Origin of the sequence: Kribbella sp. NBC_01245, assembly GCF_036226525.1 — a bacterium.
Classification (GTDB): Bacteria; Actinomycetota; Actinomycetes; order Propionibacteriales; family Kribbellaceae; genus Kribbella.
In genome coordinates, this window is the sequence record NZ_CP108487.1 from 6,190,199 (window position 1) to 6,212,960 (window position 22,762).

The 22,762-nt window shown below is 67.7% G+C and carries 20 protein-coding genes; 10 read left to right on the forward strand and 10 right to left on the reverse strand.

The features are described from left to right. Positions 1-22 precede the first annotated feature (22 nt). Positions 23-886: a GNAT family N-acetyltransferase gene (locus OG394_RS28275; RefSeq protein ID WP_328990142.1), complete on the forward strand. Its 864-nt coding sequence runs from the start codon at positions 23-25 to the stop codon at positions 884-886. Positions 887-1,010: 124 nt separating this feature from the next. Here the strand turns inward: OG394_RS28275 and OG394_RS28280 are convergent, their stop codons facing one another. From OG394_RS28280 to OG394_RS28300, 5 genes are read right to left on the reverse strand one after another with little or no spacing between them, the layout of a single operon-like run. Next, positions 1,011-1,898, reverse strand: coding sequence for an RNA polymerase sigma-70 factor (locus OG394_RS28280; protein WP_328996876.1), 888 nt, complete (start codon positions 1,896-1,898; stop codon positions 1,011-1,013). 23 nt (positions 1,899-1,921) lie between these two features. Next, positions 1,922-2,950, reverse strand: coding sequence for an ABC transporter ATP-binding protein (locus OG394_RS28285; protein ID WP_328990143.1), 1,029 nt, complete (start codon positions 2,948-2,950; stop codon positions 1,922-1,924). Further along, positions 2,947-4,005 (reverse strand): ABC transporter ATP-binding protein, encoded by a 1,059-nt coding sequence (locus OG394_RS28290; RefSeq protein WP_328990144.1) that lies wholly within the window; start codon positions 4,003-4,005, stop codon positions 2,947-2,949. The genes OG394_RS28285 and OG394_RS28290 overlap by 4 nt, the downstream gene beginning before the upstream one ends. Next, on the reverse strand, positions 4,002-4,907 hold the full coding sequence (locus OG394_RS28295) for an ABC transporter permease (protein ID WP_328990145.1): 906 nt from the start codon (positions 4,905-4,907) through the stop codon (positions 4,002-4,004). Before OG394_RS28295 ends, OG394_RS28290 begins: the two co-directional genes overlap by 4 nt. Then, on the reverse strand, positions 4,900-5,880 hold the full coding sequence (locus OG394_RS28300) for an ABC transporter permease (RefSeq protein WP_328990146.1): 981 nt from the start codon (positions 5,878-5,880) through the stop codon (positions 4,900-4,902). The genes OG394_RS28295 and OG394_RS28300 overlap by 8 nt, the downstream gene beginning before the upstream one ends. Before the next feature lie 194 nt (positions 5,881-6,074). Here OG394_RS28300 and OG394_RS28305 point away from each other — a divergent pair, with 194 nt between their 5' ends. From OG394_RS28305 to OG394_RS28315, 3 genes are read left to right on the forward strand one after another with little or no spacing between them, the layout of a single operon-like run. Further along, positions 6,075-7,667, forward strand: a complete 1,593-nt coding sequence (locus OG394_RS28305; RefSeq protein ID WP_328990147.1) for an N-acyl-D-amino-acid deacylase family protein — start codon at positions 6,075-6,077, stop codon at positions 7,665-7,667. 10 nt (positions 7,668-7,677) lie between these two features. Then, positions 7,678-9,453 carry a serine hydrolase gene (locus OG394_RS28310; RefSeq protein WP_328990148.1) on the forward strand — a complete coding sequence of 592 codons (1,776 nt, stop codon included), beginning with the start codon at positions 7,678-7,680 and terminating at the stop codon, positions 9,451-9,453. Between the two features lie 15 nt (positions 9,454-9,468). Beyond that, positions 9,469-11,202, forward strand: a complete 1,734-nt coding sequence (locus tag OG394_RS28315; protein WP_328990149.1) for an ABC transporter family substrate-binding protein — start codon at positions 9,469-9,471, stop codon at positions 11,200-11,202. A 130-nt stretch (positions 11,203-11,332) separates the two neighbouring features. Here OG394_RS28315 and OG394_RS28320 read toward each other — a convergent pair whose 3' ends face one another. The 3 genes from OG394_RS28320 to tdh all read right to left on the reverse strand — a co-directional run bounded on the left by OG394_RS28320 (position 11,333) and on the right by tdh (position 14,522). After that, a complete protein-coding gene (locus OG394_RS28320; protein WP_328990150.1) occupies positions 11,333-12,178 on the reverse strand; it encodes a M55 family metallopeptidase in 846 nt (281 codons plus the stop codon). A 113-nt stretch (positions 12,179-12,291) separates the two neighbouring features. Next, positions 12,292-13,461, reverse strand: a complete 1,170-nt coding sequence (locus tag OG394_RS28325) for a glycine C-acetyltransferase (RefSeq protein ID WP_328996877.1) — start codon at positions 13,459-13,461, stop codon at positions 12,292-12,294. Between the two features lie 11 nt (positions 13,462-13,472). Then, positions 13,473-14,522 carry an L-threonine 3-dehydrogenase gene (gene tdh, locus OG394_RS28330; RefSeq protein ID WP_328996878.1) on the reverse strand — a complete coding sequence of 350 codons (1,050 nt, stop codon included), beginning with the start codon at positions 14,520-14,522 and terminating at the stop codon, positions 13,473-13,475. A gap of 124 nt (positions 14,523-14,646) precedes the next feature. Between tdh and OG394_RS28335 the strand changes: the two genes are divergently transcribed. From OG394_RS28335 to OG394_RS28345, 3 genes are read left to right on the forward strand one after another with little or no spacing between them, the layout of a single operon-like run. Further along, the gene (locus OG394_RS28335; protein ID WP_328990151.1) at positions 14,647-15,276 is read left to right on the forward strand and encodes a class E sortase; all 630 of its coding nucleotides are present in this window, start codon (positions 14,647-14,649) and stop codon (positions 15,274-15,276) included. A 27-nt stretch (positions 15,277-15,303) separates the two neighbouring features. Next, entirely contained in the window at positions 15,304-15,849 is a 546-nt protein-coding gene (gene pyrE, locus OG394_RS28340; RefSeq protein ID WP_328990152.1) for an orotate phosphoribosyltransferase, read from the forward strand. Continuing rightward, positions 15,849-16,544, forward strand: coding sequence for a hypothetical protein (locus tag OG394_RS28345; RefSeq protein WP_328990153.1), 696 nt, complete (start codon positions 15,849-15,851; stop codon positions 16,542-16,544). The genes pyrE and OG394_RS28345 overlap by 1 nt, the downstream gene beginning before the upstream one ends. Positions 16,545-16,583: 39 nt before the next feature. Here the strand turns inward: OG394_RS28345 and OG394_RS28350 are convergent, their stop codons facing one another. Beyond that, positions 16,584-17,135, reverse strand: a complete 552-nt coding sequence (locus OG394_RS28350) for a helix-turn-helix domain-containing protein (protein ID WP_328990154.1) — start codon at positions 17,133-17,135, stop codon at positions 16,584-16,586. An 82-nt stretch (positions 17,136-17,217) separates the two neighbouring features. Here OG394_RS28350 and OG394_RS28355 point away from each other — a divergent pair, with 82 nt between their 5' ends. After that, positions 17,218-19,245, forward strand: coding sequence for a VWA domain-containing protein (locus OG394_RS28355; RefSeq protein ID WP_328990156.1), 2,028 nt, complete (start codon positions 17,218-17,220; stop codon positions 19,243-19,245). A 35-nt stretch (positions 19,246-19,280) separates the two neighbouring features. On the opposite strand, the gene OG394_RS28360 is transcribed toward OG394_RS28355, so the two are convergent. Continuing rightward, complete coding sequence (locus OG394_RS28360; protein ID WP_328990157.1) at positions 19,281-20,861, reverse strand: serine/threonine-protein kinase; 1,581 nt, start codon at positions 20,859-20,861, stop codon at positions 19,281-19,283. Between the two features lie 83 nt (positions 20,862-20,944). On the opposite strand from OG394_RS28360, the gene OG394_RS28365 reads away from it, so the two are divergent. Together OG394_RS28365 and OG394_RS28370 are read left to right on the forward strand one after the other, a co-directional pair. Then, on the forward strand, positions 20,945-21,634 hold the full coding sequence (locus OG394_RS28365) for a hypothetical protein (protein WP_328990158.1): 690 nt from the start codon (positions 20,945-20,947) through the stop codon (positions 21,632-21,634). A 156-nt stretch (positions 21,635-21,790) separates the two neighbouring features. Then, positions 21,791-22,615, forward strand: coding sequence for a LemA family protein (locus tag OG394_RS28370; protein WP_328990159.1), 825 nt, complete (start codon positions 21,791-21,793; stop codon positions 22,613-22,615). The last annotated feature ends 147 nt before the right edge of the window (positions 22,616-22,762 follow it).

Genomic DNA, 22,762 nt, shown 5'->3' on the forward strand with positions numbered 1-22,762 from the left:
GCTGGTCAGGGAAGGGGATCACTTGAAACTCTCGATTCGTCCTTACGAGCGCCATGACGAGAACGCCGTCCTGCAGTTGGTGGAGGCCGACATCCTGCCGGGACAACCAGCGGTCACGAACGCCATGCTCAGCGACGCGCTGGCTGGCCGCTCCACTGTGGATAGCAGCTGGTGGGATGAGCTTGACCCAGCCGTCACCGAGGTCGCCCACGACACCACCGGCCAGGTGCTCGGAGTCGTCTCGTACGCGACGAGGGCACGCGATCGCGCCGGCGTGATCCTCTGGCTGCATTGCAGCGAGGACCAGACCATCGCCACGATTCTGCTCAACCACGCGTTGTCCCAGCTCGGGCACAAGCGCACGATCCACGCTTTCGAATTCGCCACGGCCTTATCCCTCGGCCTGGAGGCGTTCCCGGTCCGGCACCGCCCCGCGACACATCGCGCGCTGACCGAGAGCGGATTCACCGGGGAAGACCTGTGGCGCTACATGCGGGCCTCGCTACCGATGCCGGATCTCCCACGCGCAGCTGGGATCGAGGTCAGCCCAGCCGCAGATCACCCCGGCCAACGGTTGATGATCCGGCGCAACGGCGACGTTATCGCTGAGGCCGTGATCGGGACGCCGTTCGCAGGCGTTGGCGTCTTGTGGTGGATCAGTGTCGAACCGGTCGCGCGCGGCCAGCGGATCGGTCTGGCGTTGCTCGGCTCAGCCGTCGACCTGCTCGCCGAGCTTGGCGCGGAAGAGGTCATCCTGTTCGTCGACGACGACGCTGCGCCCGGCGACTCCGAGCGCGATCGCACCGCCGCGAACCGCATGTACGACAGGGCCGGCTTCGAGGAAGTCGATCGCCTGCTGTCGTTCACCCGTCCGTCGCCCAGTTGACACGCGCGGCGGATCGCCAGGTCCACGCGGTGGCGGTTTTCGTTCTGTCTCGGGTGGTTTGGGGACGGCGTGTGGTGCTGGCGGTTCGGTTTGGGACGGCCAGGCCGATGCAAGTTTCCGTTTGTTAGGGCTCGGTAGTCACCGCGGCTGTAATGACGGCAAGCTTCTCCGGGTTGAGCATCCATAGGAGGTGGTCTACGCCGTTGGGGCTGGCGCTGAGGGTGACTAGGGCGTAGGAGGTGCCGTCGCGTTGGAGGAGGACGGCGGCGCGGCCGTTGGCTTCGACCCAGGTGATGGTTGCGTTGGTCCAGAAGCGGGTGTGGAAGGCGCGGACGAACTTGCTGACGTGGTCCCGGCCGAGCACCGGGAACTTGGTGGCTCGGGCGAGACCGCCACCGTCGGAGTAGCTGATGACGTCGGCGGCCAGGAGCTCTTCCAGCGCCGCGAGGTCACCGGCCTGCGCGGCGGCGAGGAAGGCGGTCAGCAAGCGGCGGTGTTCGGCGGCGTCGACTCGTTCGGGTTGTTCCGTGGCCAGTTGCTTGCGGGCGCGGCTGACCAGTTGGCGGGCGTTCGCCTCGGTCGACTGGATCACCTCGGCGATCTGGTCGTACGGGTAGTCGAACGCCTCCCGCAGTACGTAGGCCGCCCGCTGGGTGGGCGAGAGCCGCTCGAGCAGCATCAGCATGGCCATTTCGAGCGCCTCGCCTCGTTCGGCGCCGAGGGCCGGATCGGCGCTGGTGTCGACCGGCTCGGGCAACCACGGTCCGACGTACAGCTCACGCCGGGAGCGCGCGGACTGTCCCACGTTGATCGCCAGCCGGGTCGTCGTGGTGACGAGAAAGCCGACGGGATCGCGGACGGTCTCCCGGTCGTACGCCTGCCAGCGCAGCCAGGCGTCCTGTACGACGTCCTCTGCCTCGGCCGAACTCCCCAGCACGCGATACGCGATCCCGAAGAGCCGCGGCCGAACCTCGGCGAAGGCTTCGGCCGCGTCGTCCAGCGAGTTTGTCATGACCACGCCAGCCATCGTAGAGGTCAGACGACGGGGATCACCTCGGCGTAGTGGCAGGCCGAGGGGTGACCTTGGCCGCGGTCGACCAGCTCGGGGACCTGCTCGACGCAGGCGACCTGCTCGTCCGAGGTGAGCTGCGCGAACTTCGGGCACCTGGTCCGGAACCGGCAGCCGCTCGGCGGGGTCACCGGGCTGGGTACGTCGCCGCTGATCAGGATCCGCCGCTTCGCCCTTTCCCGCTCGCGCCGCGGATCGGGCACCGGGATGGACGAGATCAGGGCTTGCGTGTACGGGTGCGCGGGCTGGTCGAACAACTGGTCGCGGTCGCCGATCTCGACGATCCGGCCGAGGTACATCACCGCGACCCGGTGCGCGATGTGCCGGACCACGGACAGGTCGTGCGCGACGAAGAGGTACGCCAGTCCGAGCTCCTCCTGGAGGTCTTCGAGCAGGTTGACCACCCCGGCCTGGATCGAGACGTCGAGCGCCGACACAGGTTCGTCGAGTACGACCAGGTCCGGGCGCATCGCGAGCGCCCTGGCGACACCGACGCGCTGGCGTTGGCCGCCGGAGAATTCGTGCGGATACCTGTTGCCGTGCTCGGGGTTGAGCCCGACCGTGCGCAGCAGTTCCCGGACCCGCTCGGGCCCGCCGTCGGCGTACGTGCCGTGGATGCGCAGGGGTTCGGCGATCGCGCTGCTGACCGTGGCGCGTGGGTCGAGCGAGGCGTACGGGTCCTGGAAGACGATCTGCATTCGCTGGCGCATCCGGCGCAAGTCCTTCGAGCTGGTGGTGCCGAGGTCCTCGCCTTGGAACACCACTTGGCCGGAGGTCGGGCGTTGCAGGTTGAGTACGGCGCGTCCGGTGGTGGACTTTCCGCAGCCCGATTCGCCAACCAGGCCTAGGGTTTCGCCCCGGTACAGGTCGAACGACACCCCACAGACGGCGTGTACGTCGCCAGCCGTACGCCGGAGCAGGCCTTTGCCGCGGACCGGGTAGTGCTTCACCAGATCGCGTACGGATAGCAGTGGTACGTCAGAGGGCCGGGTCATGGCGTACCTCCAGAGTTGTCGACGGAGGTGGCGATGAACACGTCCTCCGGCCGGCGCCCTTCCAGGTCGGCGGAGAAATGGCAGGCGGCGAGGTGATTCGGGGAGTGGGTGGCGAGTACTGCGGGCTCGACCTGCTCGCACTGGTCCTGCCGGAGCGGGCAGCGTGGTGCGAAGGGACAGCCCGGCGGGAGGTTGAGCAAGGAGGGCGGCGATCCGGTGATGGGGACGAGCCGGTCGCCTCGCTGGGCGGTGTCGAGCCGGGGGAGGCTGCCGATAAGCCCAAGTGTGTAAGGCATTCGCGGCCGGTAGTAGATGTCGTCGACGTCGCCCAACTCGACCGGCCGGCCGGCGTACATGACGAGCACGCGGTCCGCCGTACCGGCGATGACACCGAGGTCGTGCGTGATCAGCACCATGGCCGCGTTGGTCGCCGCCCGTGCCGTCTCCAGCGCCTCGAGCACCTGCGCCTGAACCGTCACGTCGAGCGCGGTGGTCGGTTCGTCGGCGATGATCACGTCGGGATCGTTGGCCATCGCGGTCGCGATCACCACCCGCTGCCGCATGCCACCGGAGAACTCGTGCGGGTAGTCGCGGGCGCGCTCCCGAGGGCGCGGGATCTGCATCATCGCGAGCAGTTCGACGGCGCGTTCGCGGGCCGCGGCGGCGCTGACGTCGTTGTGCGCGCGGACCGCCTCGGCGATCTGGTCGCCGACGGTGTAGACCGGGTTGAGCGAGGTCATCGGGTCCTGGAAGACCATCGCGATCCGGCCGCCACGGATGGCCTGCAGTTCCTTCTCGGGCGCGCCGATCAGCTCCTGGCCGCGGAACCGGACGGATCCGCCGACCTTGGCCGAGCCCGGCAGCAATCCCATCACCGCCTTCGAGGTGACCGATTTGCCGGAGCCGGATTCACCGACGATGCCGAGCACCTCGCCCAGCCGCAGGTCGTAGCTGACCCCACGGACCGCCCGGACCAAGCCGTCCTCGGTCGGGAACGAAACCGTCAGGTCCTCCACCTCCAACACGACCTCAGACCCGACCCCGGGCCTGGTCATGCGCGGACCTTTGTTTGGGTCGGGTCGAAGGCGTCGCGCAGTCCGTCGCCGATGAAGTTGATGGTCAAGGCGATGATGACGATGAAGGCTCCAGGGAAGTAGAACAGCCAGGGCCGGGTGCTGACCGCGGTGTCGGCGTCACTGACCAGCAGGCCGAGAGACGTGTCGGGCGGCTGGACGCCGAGTCCGAGGAAGGACAGCGCCGTCTCGACCAGGATCGCGGCGGCGACCAGGATGGTGACGTTGACGATGATCGGCCCGAGGGCGTTGGGAATCAGGTGCCGGAAGATGATCCAGCGGTCGGTGGCGCCTAGTGCGCGGCTCGCCTCGATGAAGTCCTTCTCGCGCAGCGAGAGCACCACTCCACGCACCACCCGGGAGACGTACGCCCATTGCAGAGCGGCGATCACGAGCGCGACGAACCACCACGAGCCCGAGGTGGCCTGGGTCAGGACGGCGGCGACCGCGAGCAGCGGAAGCGTCAGCATCAGGTCCGCGATCCGCATCATCACGCTGTCCGTGATGCCGCGGTAGTAGCCGGCCACCGCACCCCAGAGAGTGCCGAACAGCCCCGCGAGCATCGCGATCACGAGCGCGATCTCGATCGACCGCTGGGTGCCGCGCAGGACTTGGGCGAAGGTGTCGTGCCCGAGATTGTCGGTACCGAAGGGATGCGCGGCCGACGGCGGGACCGACGCGGGGGAGGAGATGTCGGCGTAGTCGTACCGCCAGAGCGCACCGCCGACGAAGGCCAGCACGATGACGCCGACGAACAAGGCCAGACTGATCACCGCCGCTTTGTGCCGCAGGAACCGGCGGAGCACCAGTTCGCTCTGATGGCGTTGCCGTACGACGGTCGCTGGTCGCGCCAGGACGGGAACGGCGAGGTGCTGCTCACTCATAGCGAATCCTCGGATCGAGTAGGGCGTAGAGCAGGTCGGCGATCAGGTTGAACACGATGACGGCGATGGCGACGATCAGCAGCCAGCCGAGTACGGCGTACACGTCGCGCTGCTGGACCGAGCTGACCAAGAAGTCGCCGAGCCCGCGCCACTGGAAGACGGTCTCGGTGATCACCGCGCCGGAGACGAGGGCCGCGAAGTCGAGCGCAGTCACGGTCACCATCGGGATCAGTGCCGTCCGCAACGCGTGCCGGATGGTCACCCGGCGCCGGGACAGGCCTTTGGCGCGGGCAAACAGGACGTAGTCGCTGTTCAGCACGTCCAGCATCGACGCGCGCTGGAACCGGCTCCACGCCCCGAACGAGATGAGCGCGAGCGAGATTGTCGGCAGCACCATGTGGCCGGCGGCATCGACCAGTTGGGCCCAGGCGCCGCCCTCGACCACCACGGATCTCTCCCCGATCGTGTACACGACTTGGTCCCCGACGAGGTTGTTCAGCGAGATCCCGCCCTGCTTGAGCAGTACGGCGAACCAGAACGACGGCATCGAGAGGAAGAGGAATGCCGCGAAAGTGAATCCGTAGTCGACCCCGGAGTACTGCTTCACCGCGCTGACGACTCCCACCACCACGGCGAGCACCAGGGCCAGTACGACGGCCAGGGCGATCAACCGGATCGTGACGCCGAACCTGGTGGTGATCTCGTGCCCGATGTCGAGGTTGGTACGCACGGAGGGGCCGAAGTCGCCGTGCAGGATCCCGGTGATCCAGCTCCAGTACCGCTGCAGCAGTGGTTCGTCGAGGTGCAGGCGCTGTGCCTCGACCTGGACCACCGCCGGGGACGGAGGCGGGTTCTTGTCCTTGAAGTTGGCGAGCGGATCACCGGCGAGCGTCACCAGCAGGAAGACGACGAACGTCGACGCGATGATCACCGGGATCGCGGCCAGGAGCCGGCGGAACGTGTAGGTGAGCACGACGGGTTACCGGACTTCGTCGTACGGCTCGTGAGTGGTCTCCATCATCGACCTCCGCGTTGTTCTGCCGGGCTTAGCTGCTCAGCAAAGCGGGTCGAACGGCCGGGCACTTCGTCGTGCCGTACGCAAGGCGGGCCCGGAGTTCGTCGGCCCGGACGATTCTTGGCGGCCACGGCGGGGCCAGGATGCAACGCATGTCGACGACCTTGGTAATTCGCGGTGGCACGGTCCACGACGGCAAGGGCGGCCCGGGCCGCGTGGCCGACGTACTCGTCGAGGGCGATCGGATCGTCGCTGTCGGTCACGTGCCCGGCTCCGACGTTCCGACGATCGACGCCACTGGGCTGGCGGTCGCGCCCGGCTTCGTGAACGTGCTGAGCCACGCGTACTTCAGTCTTGAGAAGGATGGGCGCGGCCTGTCCGATCTCTACCAGGGCGTCACCACGCAGATCTTCGGTGAGGGTCTGTCGATCGGGCCGTTCACCGCCGAGTCCAAGGCGCTGCTCGAACCCGGTCCCGGTGAACCGTCGCTGACCTGGGACCGGCTGCCGGAATTCCTCGGGCATCTGGAGCGCAAGGGCGTCGCGCAGAATGTCGCGAGCTTCGTCGGCGCGCACAACCTCCGGATGATCGGGGCGGGCGCCGTTGATCGGCCGATGACTGCCGCCGAGCTTGACCAGGTCCGCGGCATCCTGGACGAGGAGATGGCCGACGGCGCGCTCGGGCTCGGCTCGGCCCTGATCTATCCGCCGGGATGCTTCGCCTCAACCGACGAACTGGTGGCACTGTCCGAGGTGGTGGCCCGGCACGGCGGCATGTACATCTCCCATCTCCGCAGCGAGGGCGACCACTTCCTCGACGCGGTCGACGAGCTGATCGAGATCGGCCGACGGGCGGAACTGCCGGCCGAGATCTACCACCTCAAAGCCGCCGGCCGGCACAACTGGCCGAAGATGCAGCGAGCCATCGAGCGGGTCGAGGCCGCCCGGGCGGTGGGCCAGAAGGTGACCGCCGACGTCTATCCGTACCTCGCCGGCCAGACCAGCCTCGGGTCCTCGATCCCGCCCGACTTCCACGACGGCGGCTATGAGGCACTTGCCAAACGGCTGGGTGATCCGGCCGAACGGGCGCGGATCCGTGCGGCTGTCGTCATGCCGTCGGACCGTTGGGAGAACCTCTACCTCGCCTCCGGCGGAGCCGACGGGATCATGCTGCTGCCCGATCCGAAGGGCCCCGCGGCGGAGTACCGCGGCCTCACTCTGCAAGAAGTTGCCGATAGCAACTGTGCCGATCCGGTGGAGATGCTGCTGGAACTCGTCGAGCAGGAGCCATCGGTCAACGCGATGTATTTCATGATGGACGAGGACGTACTGCGGACCGCCCTGCGCAATCCGTGGGTCTCCGTCTGTTCCGACGCCGAAGCGGTCGCGGCCGAGGCGCCGTACGACGAAACGCTCACGCATCCGCGCGCCTACGGATCGTTCGCGCGGATCCTCAGCCGGTACGTGCGGGAGCAGTCGCTGTTATCCCTCGGCGAGGCGGTACGTCGGATGACCAGTCTGCCGGCCGGCAATCTCGGCCTCCGCGATCGTGGTGTGGTTGCCCCGGGCAACTACGCGGACCTGGTCGTGTTCGACGCTGAAACGATCGGCGATCGCGCGACGTACGAGCAGCCACACCAGTACGCCACCGGGATCAGGCACGTGGTGGTCAACGGCAAACCGGCCCTCGCCGACGGCATCCCCACCGGCGTGCTGGCCGGCCGGGCGCTGCGGCGCGGGCAGTAGGGACAACGCGATGCTCTCGATCGACGCCGTCCTCAAGGCAGTTGGTGCTCAAGGCTGGGTTTATGCCGTCGACCTTGATCGCGGTGCCGAGTTCGGGTACGGCGAGGACGAGCCGGTGGTGCTGGCAAGCGTCTTCAAAATCCCTGTGCTCGTTGAACTTTTCTGCCAATTCGCCGACGGGCGGCTCGACCCGGCCACGCGCATCGACCTACCGGTCGAGGGTCGTTCCGCCGGGCCGACCGGGCTATCCGTGATGGCCGATCCGATCGAGCTATCCCTGCGGGACTTGGCTTACTGGATGATGAGTGTCAGCGACAACGCGGCGACGGACGTCCTCGTTCGGCTGCTCGGCACTGACGCGATCAACGTCAGACTGCGCGAGCTCGGCCTGACGGCGACACGGGTTGACGGCAGTTGCGACGACATCTACCGGACGGTCGCCGAAGACGCGCCCAACCTCGAGCAGTTGCACACCGCCAGGGCGGTGGACCCGGAGCGCTCGCTGCAGGTAGGGACGCCGCGCGAGATCGTCCAGCTGCTTTCGGCCATTTGGTGGGGCGAGACGGCCAATCCGGAGGCGTGCGCGGAGATGCGCCGCATCCTTGGACTGCAGGCTTGGCCGCATCGGCTGCGCACCGGGTTCACCGAATCGGGGACCAAGGTGAGCGCCAAGACGGGCACCTTGCCGTACTGGCGAAACGAGGTGGGCGTCGTCGAGGACGGCGATGGCAGCCGGTATGCCGTCGCGGTGTTCCTGCGGTCTACCGACCACGCGTATCGCAGGCCCGAGCTCGACGCGTGCATCGGGACCGTCGCCCGCCTTGCCATCGACCAGCTGCGGGTCGTCCCATCCCCAGCTCGATACGTGTTTCGTACGGCCGGCGCCAGGACTCCGGCGGAGATCCGGGACCGCGCGCGCGAGCTCGGCGCCGAGCTCTGGCTGCACGCGCGAGACCTCGACAGCGGCGAGACGATCGGCATCGACGAGACCACTCCGGTGGTCACCGCCTCTGTCTTCAAGGTGCCGGTCAGCCTCGAACTCGCGCGGCAGGCCGTCACGGGAGAAGTCGATCTCACCGAGCGGGTGAAGGTGGACAACGGCTTGGTGGCTTCGCCGTTCGGCCTTGCCGCTCACCGCGACCACGCGCTCATTTCGTATCGCGATCTGGCCCTGTTGATGATGGTCATCAGCGACAACGTGGCGACCGACCTCGTACTCGAACGGGTCGGCAAGGACCAGGTCGCGGCACTACTGAAGGACCTCGGCCTCAGCGCGACCGCCGTACCGCAGAACTGCGCCGAACTCCTCGCGACCATCGGCGAGGACCTCGGTATCGACTACGGCGACGACGAGCGCGACCTCGCCGAGGTGTCGGTCGAGCGCCTGCTGGGTCTACGGGCGCTGACGCCCGCCGAGACCTGCCGTACGACTCCCGAGGAGATCACCCGGCTGCTCGCGGCGATCTGGCGCGACGAGGCGGCTCCGCCCGCGGCGTGCAAGCTCGTCCGGGACTGGATGGGCCACCAGATCTGGCCCCACCGGCTCACCAGTGGCTTTCCCGGCGACGAGATCAAGGTGAGCGGCAAGACCGGCACCCTGCCGCTGGTACGCAATGAGGTCGGCGTCGTCGAGTACCCGGACGGCGGCCGCTATGCCGTCGGTGTCTTCACGCGGGCCGCGGACCCCGCCGCCAACGCCCCACACCTCGACGCGCTGATCGGTTGGGCCGCGGCCCAGGCTGTCGCCCAGCTGCGCGGCGAGCGCTCTGTCCTGCAACAACCCTGACCCCTGGAGCCCACCATGAAACTTCCACCTGCCTGGAAGACAAGCCTGCTGTGCGCCACTGCCCTGCTGCTCGCCGCGTGCACCGGCACTTCCGGTACGACGGCCGGCACGGGAACCGACGGGCGGGTAAGCGATGAACCGAACACCGCCAACACCGCCGAGGTCGGAGCCGGTGGCACGGTGACGTACACGATCACCTATCCGATCTCGAACTGGAACGTGCTCAACTCGGGCGGATCGACGTACTCGGTGCTCGACATCGCGGGCACCCTGCTACCCGGGGTGTTCACGCTCCAGCCCGACGGCACGCCCGCCCTCAATGCCGCACTGATGACCAGCGCGGAGAAGGTCGCGGACTCGCCGCAGACGGTGAAGTACACGATCAACCCGAAGGCGACCTGGTCGGACGGTACCGCGATCTCGGCGGACGACTTCAGCTACACCTGGAAGGCCCTCGACCCGCGGCAGTGCCCGAGGTGCCAGGCGGCCAACACCGCCGGGTACGACCGGATCAAGTCGGTGAGTGGCTCGGATGGCGGCAAGACCGTCACCGTGGTGTTCGACCAGGCGTACGTCGACTGGAAGGCGTTGTTCTCGCCGTTCCTGCCCGCACACGTCGCGGCGACGTACGGGTCGATCGACACCCCGGAAGGGCTGGCGAAGAGCTTCAACGAGGGGCTCGCCAAGACGGCTCCGAAGTTCTCGGCCGGTCCATTCAAGATCGACGAGGTCGCCGGTGACGGATCGGTCGTGATGAGCCGCAACGACAAGTGGTACGGCACCCCCGCGAAGCTGGACAAGCTGATCTTCCGGCTCATCACCGACGTCTCCCAGCAGCCGACCTCGTTGGCGAACCAGGAGGTCGACGTCATCTACCCGAACCCGCAGGTCGACATCGTCCAGCAGGTGGAGGAGTTGCCGTCGGTCCGCTACCAGGTCACGCCGGGCGCGTCGATGCACCTGATCTGGCTGAACCTCAACGCCCCGGTGATGAAGAACGTCGCGCTGCGGAAGGCGATCATCCAGGCGGTCGACGTCCAGCAGATCATCGACAAGACGATCGGGCAGTTCGATGAGACCGCGGAGCCGCTGAAGAACCACATCTTCATCAAGAGCTCGGCCGGCTACACCGATCTCGTGAGCGAGTACGAGTACGGCATCGGTGACGTCGAGAAGGCCAAGAAGACGTTGGCCGACGCGGGTTACCAGGGGATTGGCTCGAAGCTGGTTGCACCGGATGGCAAGGCTCTGCCGCCGCTGCGGTTTGAGGTGAAGGCCGGCGATCAGTTGCGAGCGAGTGAGGCACAGTTGGTGCAGGCAGCGCTCGCGCCGTTGGGTATCGCCGTACAGATCGCCACTGTTGCCAACACGGTCGAAGCGGCGCAGCAGGGTAACTGGGCGCTCGCGGTCGGCACGGTGTCGCAGTCGCCGTACTCGGCTACCAGCAACATCCCGTATTACCTGAGCTGCCCTTCGGGCCAGACGTTCTGCCGGTTCAACCTCAACAACTATGGCAATCCGGAGGTGGACAAGCTGCTCAACTCGGCACTGTCGGCGCCCACTGCCGAGGCGGCGACGCAGATGCTGCAGAAGGCGGGCAAGCTCGTCGCCGCCGACTACGCGGTGATGCCGCTCTACCAGAACAGGTCGTTCCTCGCGTACTCCGCGAAGGTCGGCAACCTCCGCGAGAACAGCCTGGCCTTCCCGACGTACAACACCGAGCAGTGGGGACTCCTCGCCACCTCGTAACCCCACTCTCCTCGCCGTCCCGGATGCCGGTCCGGGACGGCGAGGTCCTGCCGGTCGCGCAGGTCCACACGGTGACTGATTCGTCCCCATTCGGCGAGTTTCGCGCCACCGTGTGGACCTGGGGATCCGGTTAACGACGGGCGGTTAGGGCGGCGCGGCCGCGGCGGGCGGCGGCGGCGAGCTGGTACCAGACGGTGATCAAGGCCAGCAGCTCGTCGATGTCGGCGACCTGCTGCCGGACGGTGAGTTCACCCAGGCGTTCGCTGCCGGGGATGAACGCGAGCAGCTCCGCAGCCTCCGGGATCTGCAGGTCGAGCTCAACGATCAGGTCATCCGGAACGGCCAACGGGCTAAGGGAACTCGCGCTCTGGACCGCCAGCGATGCCCCCTCTTGAATCAGCTCCCGGGCAACGGACGGGCTCACCGAGTTCGTGGCGTTCCAGCCTTCAGCGGTCTTCACCTCCGCCGTGCCGACTCCGGGGATCACCTTCGCCGCCAGCTCACAGATCTGGTCGTCTCCGGTGATCAGCCCAACCGGCACGCCGCGGCTGGCGGCGTACAGGGCGTTGACCTCCGCCTCCGACACCTCCCGCCCGTTGACGCGCATCCGGGCGAACTCCGAGGAGAACGTGTGCGCCAGAACGCCAGGCGCGCCGCCCGGAGCGTGGTATCCCACGAAGAGTGCGACGTCGAAGTCGGGCGTGAGGCCGTGTGCCATGCACTGTGCCCGAGGTGTTCCGAACACCAACCGGGCCCGCGGATCCAGCTCGGCGTGCAGGAGATTGTCCATCCTGCCGTGGCTGTCGCTGACTGTCACTTCCGAAGCGCCGGCCTCGACGGCGCCGAGGATCGCGGCGTTCGTTTCGGCCGTCATCAGCGCTTGTGCGGCCGCGTAGCCCGCTTGCCCCTGAACGATCTGATCGAGGGTGGCGATACCCGCGATCCCTTCCATATCGACCGAGATGTAGACCTTCATCTGCTCCCATTCCTTTCGGCGATTCTTGCGCACGGTAGGGGAGCATTCGCCCGGTTGAAACGTGTGTCCCGACGGCTCTCCTGGTGGGATTTGGTCCGCCGGGACAACACACGTCAGGCCAGAGCGGCTCGGGCTTCGATGAAGGCGGCGACGGCCTGGTCGACGTCCTCGGTGGTGTGGGCGGCGCTGAGCTGGGTGCGGATGCGCGCCTTGCCGTGCGGGACGACCGGGTACGAGAAGCCGATGACGTAGACGCCGAGTTCGAGCAGCTTGTCCGCGAGGCGTCCGGCCTCGGCCGCGTCGCCGATCATGACGGGCGAGATGGGGTGATCGCCGGGGAGTACGTCGAACCCGGCCTCGGTCATCTTCGTCCGGAAGCGCTCGGTGTTCGCCTTGAGCCGGTCGCGCAGCTCGCTCGAACCGCCGATCAGCTCGAGCGCCTTCAGCGAGGCGGCGGTCACGGCCGGCGCGAGGGAGTTCGAGAAGAGGTACGGACGCGACCGCTGGCGAAGGAGTTCGACGATCTCGCGACGCGCCGACACGTAACCACCCGACGCGCCACCGAGGGCCTTGCCGAGCGTGCCGGTGATGACGTCCACTCGGTCGCTGACGCCGAACAGCTCGGGCGTACCGCCGCCGTTCGGCCCGACGAAACCGACGGCGTGCGAGTCATCGACCATCACCAGGGCGTCGTACCGCTCGGCCAGGTCGCAGATCTCGTCCAGCGGCGCGACGTACCCGTCCATGGAGAAGACGCCGTCGGTCGCGATCAGCCGGTACCGGGCGTCGGCCGCGTCCTTGAGCTGGGCCTCCAGGTCGGCCATGTCGCGGTTCTTGTAGCGGTAGCGTTTGGCCTTGCACAGGCGGATGCCATCGATGATGCTGGCGTGGTTCAGCTCGTCGGAGATGACGGCGTCCTCGGGGCCGAGCAGCGTCTCGAACAGACCGCCGTTCGCGTCGAAGCAGGAGCTGTAGAGGATCGAGTCCTCCTGGCCGAGGAAGTTGCTCAAGGCATCTTCCAGCTGCTTGTGGATCGCCTGGGTGCCGCAGATGAACCGGACCGAGGCCATGCCGAAGCCCCACTCGTCCAGCGCGTCCTTGGCCGCCTGGATCACCTCGGGGTGGTCGGCCAGGCCGAGGTAGTTGTTCGCGCAGAAGTTCAGCACCTTATTGCCGTTGGCAACAGAAATCGCCGAGTTCTGGGGTGAGGTGATGACCCGCTCGGACTTGTAAAGGCCCGCCTCCCGGATCTCGCCGATGGTGCCTGCCAGGTCTTCCCGCATCCGGCCGAACATCAGTGCTTCTCCTCCAGGGTTTGATGGGTCCAGTCCAGGATGACCTTGCCGCACTGCCCCTGCCGGGCGGTGTCGAAGGCCTGCTCGAAATCGCCGTACCCGAATCGGTGCGTGATCACCGGCCCGAGGTCCAGGCCGCGTTCGAGCATCACCGACATCGAGTACCAGGTCTCGAACATCTCGCGGCCGTAGATGCCCTTGATCGTGAGCATGTTGAGCACGACCGTGCTCCAGTCGATGGCGATCTCGTCGGACGGCAGCCCGAGCATCGCGATCTTGCCGCCGTGGTTCATGTTGGCCAGCATGTCGCGCAGCGCCTTGGGCTGACCCGACATCTCCATGCCGACGTCGAACCCCTCGCGCATGCCGAGGCTCTGCTGGGCGTCCGCGATCGTCTGCTCGCCGACGTTCAGCGCGTGCGTCACGCCGATCTTGCGAGCCAGGTCCAGCCGGTAGTCGGACAGGTCGGTGATGACCACATTGCGCGCGCCGGCGTGCAGGGCGACGGCCGCGGCCATGATGCCGATCGGGCCCGCGCCGGTGATCAGGACGTCCTCGCCGACGACCGGGAACGACAAAGCGGTGTGTACGGCGTTGCCGAACGGGTCGAAGATCGCGGCCACGTCCAGGTCGACGTGATCGCGATGGACCCAGACGTTGGACGAGGGCAGCGCGACGTACTCCGCGAAAGCGCCGGGCACGTGTACGCCGAGGCCGCGGGTCTTGATGCAGAGGTGCCGGCGGCCGGCCCGGCAGTTCCGGCACTTGCCACAGACCAGATGGCCCTCGCCGCTGACGATGTCGCCGACGGCCACGTCACGGACACCCGCGCCGACCTCGACCACTTCGCCGGAGAACTCGTGGCCGGTGACCATCGGGACGGGCACGTTCTTCTGCGCCCAGGTATCCCAGTTCTGGATGTGCAGGTCGGTGCCGCACAAACCCGTGCGGAGGACCTTGATCAGTACTTCGTCGGCCTCGATGGTGGGCTCGGGCACATCCTGCAACCAGAGTCCGGGCCTGCTCTCGGCCTTGACCAGCGCCTTCACGGCATTCCTCCTGTACGTCATACCGCCTGTCCGCTCATCGTGGTCCCACGCGGCGTACGGCGTCCATCGACACGTCCTACACAGCCTTTGCAGTCGTGTTGAAAGGTCAGGCGATACTGGCCGCATGTCACGGGGTGTGTTGCGCTGGCTCGGGATCGTGTTCCTGGTGGCCGGGTTGGCGGTGCTGGGGTGGGTCGGCTGGCAGTACGTCGGCACCGGCATCACCTCGGGTAAGGCCATGGACGACCTCGAGAACGACCTACGCGAACAGTGGAAGCCTGAGGCGAAACCGGCGGCTAAACCCGGGCTAGGCCAACCGGTGGCGCTGGTGCGGATCCCCAAGTTCGGTGCCGACTGGGAGAAGCCGATCGTCCAGGGGGTGCGTGACGACGATCTGGCCAAGGGTGTCGGGCACTACCCGGATACGCAGCTCCCTGGCGAGCTCGGCAACTTCGCCATCGCAGCGCATCGGGTAACGCACGGATCGCCGTTCCGGAAGCTGCTGCGGTTGAACGTCGGTGATGAGGTCATTGTGGAGACAGGCGACGCTGTCTACACGTACGTCCTGGACACCTCACCGCGCGATCTGACGGTTAAACCGGCCGCTGGCTGGGTCTTGCAACCGGTGCCCGGCAAGCCGGCCGCGAAGCCTGTGAAGGCGTTGATCACCCTCACCACCTGCCAGGACCTCTTCCGCTCACCCGACCGCTCCGTCGCCTTCGGCCACCTGGTGAAGACTCAACCGAAGCGCTGACCACTGCCGCCGATATGCTCCTAGGCCATGACTGTTGAGCGGGATGCGTTGCTGGAGCAGGTCAAGAGCAAGGCGATCGTGCGGGGCCGGGTGACACTGGCCTCGGGCAAGGAGGCCGACTACTACGTCGACCTGCGCCGGATCACGCTCGACGCGGCCGCCGCGCCGCTGATCGGCCCGGTGCTGCTGGAGCTGACCGCGGACCTGGAGTACGACGCGGTGGGCGGTCTCACGCTCGGTGCCGACCCGGTCGCGCTGTCGATGCTGTACGCCGCGAAGGCGCAGGGCCGCGAGCTCGACGCCTTCGTCGTACGCAAGGCCGAGAAGACGCACGGACTGCAGCGCCGGATCGAGGGTCCCGACGTGAAGGGCCGCCGGGTGCTCGCGGTCGAGGACACCTCCACCACTGGCGGTTCCGTGCTCACCGCGGTCGAGGCACTGCGCGAGGCCGGCGCCGAGATCGTGGCGGTCGTCGTGATCGTGGACCGGGCGACCGGGGCGAAGGAGAAGGTCGAGTCCGAGGGCCTGGAGTATCGCTACGCCTTCGGTCTGGACGAGCTCGGGCTCGGCTGATGACGTCCAGCTTCCTTGTCTTTGGCCTCATCTTCGCGGTCATCGCCGGCGGGATCATCTACCTGTCGTACATCCAGGCGAAGAAGCGCCGGGAGGCGTTCGCGGCCTTCGCGGCGATGAACGGCTGGGCCTATACGCCGAGCAACCACGCGCTGGCCCGGCAATGGCGTGGCGATCCGTTCGACAAGGGGGACAACCGGCGGGCGATCAACGCGCTCAACGGGGACTTCCACGGCCGGACGTTCGTCGCGTTCGACTACAGCTACCAGACGCACAGCACCGACTCCAAGGGCAACCGGACCACCACCACCCACGAGTACGGCGTGGTGGTGATGCGGATGGCGGGCGCGCTGCCGCATCTGCAGGTGACGCACGAGGGCATCTTCGGTGGCGCCTTCGCGAACGCGCTGGGATTCCGGGACATCCAGTTCGAGAGCGACCAGTTCAACCGGGCGTTCCGGGTGAAGGCGCACGACGAGCGCTTCGGGCATGCGGTGATCCACCCGCGGATGATGGAGATGCTGCTCGCCCGCGGTGAGATCGGCTGGCGGATGGACGGCGACTCGCTGATCGGCTGGACCCGTGGCGACCACAACCCGCACCAGGTGCTCGGTCGCCTCGACCTGCTCAAGAACGTTATCGACCAGGTTCCGCCGTACGTCTGGCGCGACTACGCCGGCGTCGATCCCCGCTAGCGCTTTCTGGCGGCTCGCTCTGGCGCGGGTCGGTCGCTTTTAGGTGCTGGTGATGCGGGTGTAGAAGGCGCGGGCATCTTGGGTGCGGCCGGTGCCGAGAACGCGTAGGGCCTCGGCGATCTCCGGGTACTGCTCGTCGAGCAGTGTGGCCGCGCCCTCGAGCTCGGCGGCGGATGCCAGCTCTCGGAGCAGGGTCTGGATCGCCGCGACCTGGTCGGCGGGCTCGGCTGTTTGCGCCGACGCTTGGCTTTGGCCGTGGGCCTGGCCTTGGTCGACGGTCAGGGTGGTGCTCTGGGCGGCTCGGACCTCCTCCAGTCGGCGTTGGCGCTCGGTGTCGGGCAATGCCGTCCAGCCGGGCTCGGCGGCCATTGCCTCGAGCTGGAGTAGGCGGGACAACACGGCAGGGTTGCTGATCTTCGCGCGCTGACCCGACATCAACTGGGACAGCATCGGTGCCGATAGCCCTAACGCCCCGGCGAGCTGGGCCTGTGACAGGCTCAGACCGTCGAGGAGCCGCCGGAACCGGTCACCCAGCGGCTCGCCGTACCACCGCATCTGCAGATCGATGTTGCGGGCGAGTGCGTCGGCCATCTCTCTCCAGATTACTGTTTGCAAATTGCATCTGCAAACGCTAGGTTATCGATCATTCGAGCCGGAAGTCCTTGGAGAGGTCATGATACGTCGATTCGCCGCACTCGCAGTGCTGGCCGCCCTGACTGCGGCATTCTCATTCGCGAACGGCATCAGACCCGCGGCGGCGCTGGCGTTGGCGCCCGAGTTGTCGCCCGTGATGGTCGTGCTCGACTCGTCCGGCTCGATGACCGCCCGCGACGCCGGCGGCAGCGGCACCCGGATGGACGCTGCCAAGCGGGCCGTCGGCTCGATGGTCGACGGCCTGCCTGCCGAGGCTCAGGTCGGCCTCACCATCTATGGCGCGGGCACCGGCTCGAGCGGCGCGGAGAAGGCCGCGGGCTGTCGCGATGTGCGCGTCGTTCGCCCGGTCTCGACGGTGAACAAGCCGGCTCTGAAGGCCGCGGTCACCGCGACCAAGGCCAGGGGCTATACGCCGATCGGGCAGGCCTTGCGCGTCGCCGCTGGTCAATTGCCGAAGGAGGGGCAGCGTTCGATCGTGCTGGTCTCCGATGGTGAGGACACCTGTGCCCCACCGCAGCCCTGTCTGGTCGCCAAGGAGCTCGCCCGGCAAGGTGTCGACCTGCACGTGCACGCGATCGGCTTCAAGGTCGACGCGAAGGCGCGCGCCCAGCTCGCCTGTATCGCGCAGAGCACCGGCGGCACGTATCACGACGCCACCGACGCGGATTCGCTGCTCGGAGTGCTCGGCCGGGTGACCGAGCGCGCCCTGCGGCACTACGAGCCGGTCGGCAAGCCCGTCATCGGCAGCAACGACCCGGCGAACGCGCCGGTGATCGAGCCCGGGCAGTACGTCGACACGCTCAGCCCGGTCGAGGAGCGGTTCTACAGCGTCGAGCTCAAGGCCGGCGACACCGCGTACTTCGCCGCCACCGCGATCTTCCCGCGCGGCAATCCCCGCGACATCGAGGTGCTCGACATCCGGATCACCGGCCCGGGCGCCGCGGACTGCAATCACCGTCAGCGCGAGCTGAACACCCGGGCAAGGGCCGACGGCGGCTCACTGACCACGGTGCTCACCTGGAATGGTCTGGCTCCCGGTGGCTCCGGATCAAGGGCCTGCAGCGTGCCCGGGAAGTACACCTTCCGCGTCACGCGGGACGCCAAGGACGGCACGGACCGGGTGCCCATGGAGCTGCTGGTCCGGATCGAGCCGCCGGTTGTCGGTGCGCTCGGTGAGCCCGCTCAGACCAGCCTGGTCGACTTCGCCCAGCCGCCGGCCGGGGGAGTGCGCGCGGTTCGCGGCGGTGGTTCCTTCAACGAGGCGACCACGTTGAGCGGCTCGGGCCGATTCGGCGAGACGATCTACTACGGCGAGGAGCTGTTCTACCGGGTCAAGCTCGATTGGGGTCAGGGCCTTGCCTATCGAGTGACGTACGGCGGCCGGGCGGACGGCGAGACCGCGAATATCCGGACTGGACTCTTCACCCCGGTGCGGGCCGAGCTCAAGTTCGATACGACCGCCTACACGGGCGAGACGAAGACGCTGCCCACCGGCGGTAAGCCGATCGCGACCCCGCGCGTGGTCTACCTCAACCGCAACGCGAACGACTCCAAGCTGCGCAGGTCGAGCGTCGACGGGTGGTACTACATCATCGTCCGACTCGGTGCGTCGGTCGACAGCAACCCGAGCGGCGGCGGCGTGCCCATCACCATCGACCTCGCCACCGCCGGGCAGAAGGTCGCCGGCCCGGAATACGGCGAATCGGGCTCAACCGCAACCAGCCCAACCCCGTCAACCACCCCGACCGAAACGGAAAGCCCCGAGCCCACCCCAACTCCGGCCGGCACAACCTCTGGCGACACAGGCCAACCCGGCGACGCAGCCGACTCGGGTTCGCCGTTGCCCTGGATCATCGGCGGAGGCGTGGTTCTGCTGGCGATAGCGATCATCGCGGCCGCCCTGCTTCGTCGCCGTCCAACCCTGGCTGGTGGACCGCAACACCTGAACCAGCCGCCCTATCCGACCCAGCCGCAGCACCCTGGGCAGGCACAGCCTGGGCAGTACCCGGGGCAGCCCGGTTCCCAGAACTGGCCGAATCAGCCGTAACGGGTCAGCCCTCCGGAAGATGGCAGGAGCTCTGGTCAGGTGGCTCGGATCCAGCGGTACGTGGAGCCGTGCTTACGGCACTCGACGCGGATGCCGTTAGCGGCCGTCTCCAGGGTTCCGGCCTCCTGCCAGCCGCAGGTCGCGCCGAGCTTCACCTCGGGGTCTGGGATCGGGTTCGGGCTGCCTGTCGGGACCGGCGGCGGAGTCGAGCTCAACGACGGGGTTGCCGTCGGCGAGATGGTGGGGGTCGTCGGCGAGGTGGTGGGGGTCGTGCTTCCGCCGGTTGGGCGCAGGTTGTTGCCCGGATCGCCTTGGGTGAGCAGGACCGCGGTCGTGGCGACTGCCGCGACCGCGAGGCTAGCGCCCGCAACCACGAGAACGCGCCGCCGTCGGCCGTCCGCTGCTCGGTCCGACCTCTCACCACCCGACCTTTCGCGACTGGGCCCCTCGCCACTCGGCCATTCGTCGGCGGACGGGTGGCTGTCTGGCGCCTGGCCGTCCGCGCGGCTGGTGGTGGCCTGGTCAATGGGCGGTCGGGCAGCTGGACCGGGACCTTCTCGATGCGCCGCGGGTTGAGTCGGCCCGTGGGTGGGCGCGCTCTGCGCCGTCGGGTGAGGTGACGCAGGGGTCGGCGTGGGTTGTGCCGTGGGGTGAGGTGTCACATGGGTGGTCGCGGGTTGTGGTGTGGGGGCGGTGTTGGTGGCGGTGGGGCGGGAGGGGAGTGGGGGGAGGTGGTCGAAGACTTCGATCAACTCGTTGTCGGCGGTGTGGGCTGGGAGGTGCAGGGGGTCGGCTAGGGCTGGCTTGAGGTTGGTGAGGCTTGTTGTTGCCGAGTCGGCGCGTTTGGTGGGGTCCGGGTGGAGGAGGGCTTCGACGACAGCCCAGAGCGCGGTGGCTGGTGTGCCGGGTGGGCGGTGTGGATGGGGTGCACCAGCGGCGGGCTCTAGGCCGGGGGGTTCGTGGCTGGCGGGCGCTAGGCCGGCGGGCGAGTGGCTGGCGGGTTCTTGGCCGGTGAGGAGTTGGTGGGCGGTGATGCCGGCGGCGTAGAGGTCTTGGCGGATTGACGGTAGGGCGCCGGCGAGGATCTCGGGGGCGAGGTAGCCGGGGGTGCCGACGATCGTGCCTTGTTGGGTTAGGCGGGGTTCGCCTAGGGCTAGGGCGATGCCGAAGTCTGTTAGGCGCAAGGAGGGGGCGCCGGTTCCGGTTGCTTCTAGCAACAAGTTGGCCGGCTTTACGTCGCGGTGGACTACGCCTAGTTCGTGGATGTGCGCGAGCGCCTCGAGCAATTGGCGTAGCAGCTCAGCGACGTACCGCTCGGGGAGTGGGCCGAAGTCTGCGCTGAGGTTGGAGAGTGCGCCGCCGCCGATGAGGTCCATCGCGAGGAGGGCCTGGTCGTCGTCCGCGGCCCAGCCGTACGGGCTGAGGATGTGCGGGTGGTCCAGTCGGCGGCCTTGTTCCCGGACGAACCGCAGCAGTGCCCCGGCATGGCGTTGGCGCAGCACCTTTGCGGCGCAGTAGCGCTCGAGGCGCCGGTCCCACGCGCGCCAGACCGTGCCGGTACCGCCCGTGCCGATCGGGTCGATCAGCTCGAACCGCCCGGCAAATAGGTCCGGCATGACCGACCTCCCTCCGACGAGACCCAGTGACGCCATAGCTTTACGTACGACGCTCGCGAGGTCGAACCAGAAGGAATCAACCTGTGGAAAGTGTGTACGGACTGTTCGTCATCGCCGCCGTCTACGGGTTGGCCACGTACATCAAGCATGTCCGCGACAGCCGGCGCCGGGCCGCCGTGAGCGCGTTCGCGCAATCCCAGGGCTGGGCATTCGCGCTCGCTGAGCCACAGTTGGCTGATCGATGGCGGGGAGCGCCGTTCGGGGAGGGGTACGAGCGCGAGGCCAACTGCGTGGTGACCGGCGAGCGGAATGGGCGCGGGTTCACCGCGTTCGACTACACCTACGTGACGCGCGGTTCGGGCAAGACCGGCCGGTTGATTCGGCGGCGGCACCACTTCGGCATCGTCGCGATGACTCTGCCAGGGGCCTTGCCGTGGCTGACGGTCGAGCCGCAGAACCGATTCATCGCCGCGCTGGGTGGGGCGGATTTCGACTTGGAGAGCGAACGCTTCAACCACAACTTCCGGGTCCGGGCCGACGACGAGCGATTCGGGTACGCCGTACTGCATCCTCAACTGATGGAACTGCTGCTCCAGCGAAGCGAAGTCGACCTCGCCTGGCGCATCCACGACTACACCTTGCTCGGCTGGAGCCACGGCCGTCGCGACCCCGGCGAGCTGATCCCTCGACTGGACCTGCTGGCGGCGATTGTCGAGCAGGTGCCACCGTTCGTCTGGCGCGACTACGCGAACGTCGATCCGCGACAACGGTGAGCGCCCCCGTCCCCGCGACAACGCTGAAACCGCGACTCGCGAGGCTGGTGAGACTCGCGCGACGCGGCGAAGGTGGGCTGGTGCCCAGAGCGGGATCGACCCACCGGGCGACTAGGGTCGATGGCAGCATCACCCATACCTCTCGGGAGCAGGCCAATGACCACCGTCATCGTCATCGTGATCGTCGCGATTGTCGTGATTCTCGCGATCGCGTTGATCACGTCGTACAACCGATTCGTCAAGCAGCGGAACCTGATCCAGGAATCGTGGCGGCAGATCGACGTCGAGTTGCACCGTCGGTACGACCTGATCCCGAACCTGGTCGAGACGGTGCGGGCCTTTGCGGCGCACGAGCGGCACGTTTTCGAGGAGGTCGCCCGGCTGCGTACGCAGGCCCAGGGCATCGAGGGCGCCTCGCCGCAGCAGCGCGCCCAGGCTGAGACGGCGCTGTCCGGTGCGCTCCGCCAGATGATGATCTCGGTCGAGGCCTACCCGCAGCTGCAGTCCAACCAGAACTTCCTGAACCTGCAGCGTGAGCTGACCGACACGGAGGACCGGATCGCGGCCGGCCGCCGGTTCTACAACGCGAACGTGGGCGACTACAACACCCGCATCGAGGCCTTCCCGTCGAACGTGATCGCGAATGGCTTCAAGTTCGAGAAGGCCGGCTACTTCGAGGTCGAGGACGCGGCCGTGCGGTCGGTGCCGCAGGTCTCCTTCGGCACGATCGGCGCCGTCTCGGGTGAGGCTCAGCCGCCCGCCGTCGCACCCGGCCAGCCGCAATCGTCGGGCCAGATCCAGCCCCAGATGCCCGGTTACGAGAACCAGCCGAACCAGCAGGCTCTCCCGTCGTACGGCCCGCCCAACGGCGGCAACGGCGGCAACTACGGCCCGCCCAACGGCGGCAACGGTGGCAATGCCGGTGCCCCGCCCGCCGGTCCAGGCCGTCCGCAGGACGGCCAACCCCCGTTCACCGGCTGACGAGCCACCAGGCCGTTGCCCGATAGGGCACAAAATTCAGGCCCGGGGTGACGAGTAACGCGTCACTCCCGGGCCTGCCCTCCCCCCGGTACCGGCCATCACGATGCCGGATCGGGATACACCGGACATACATCGCGCCGTACATCA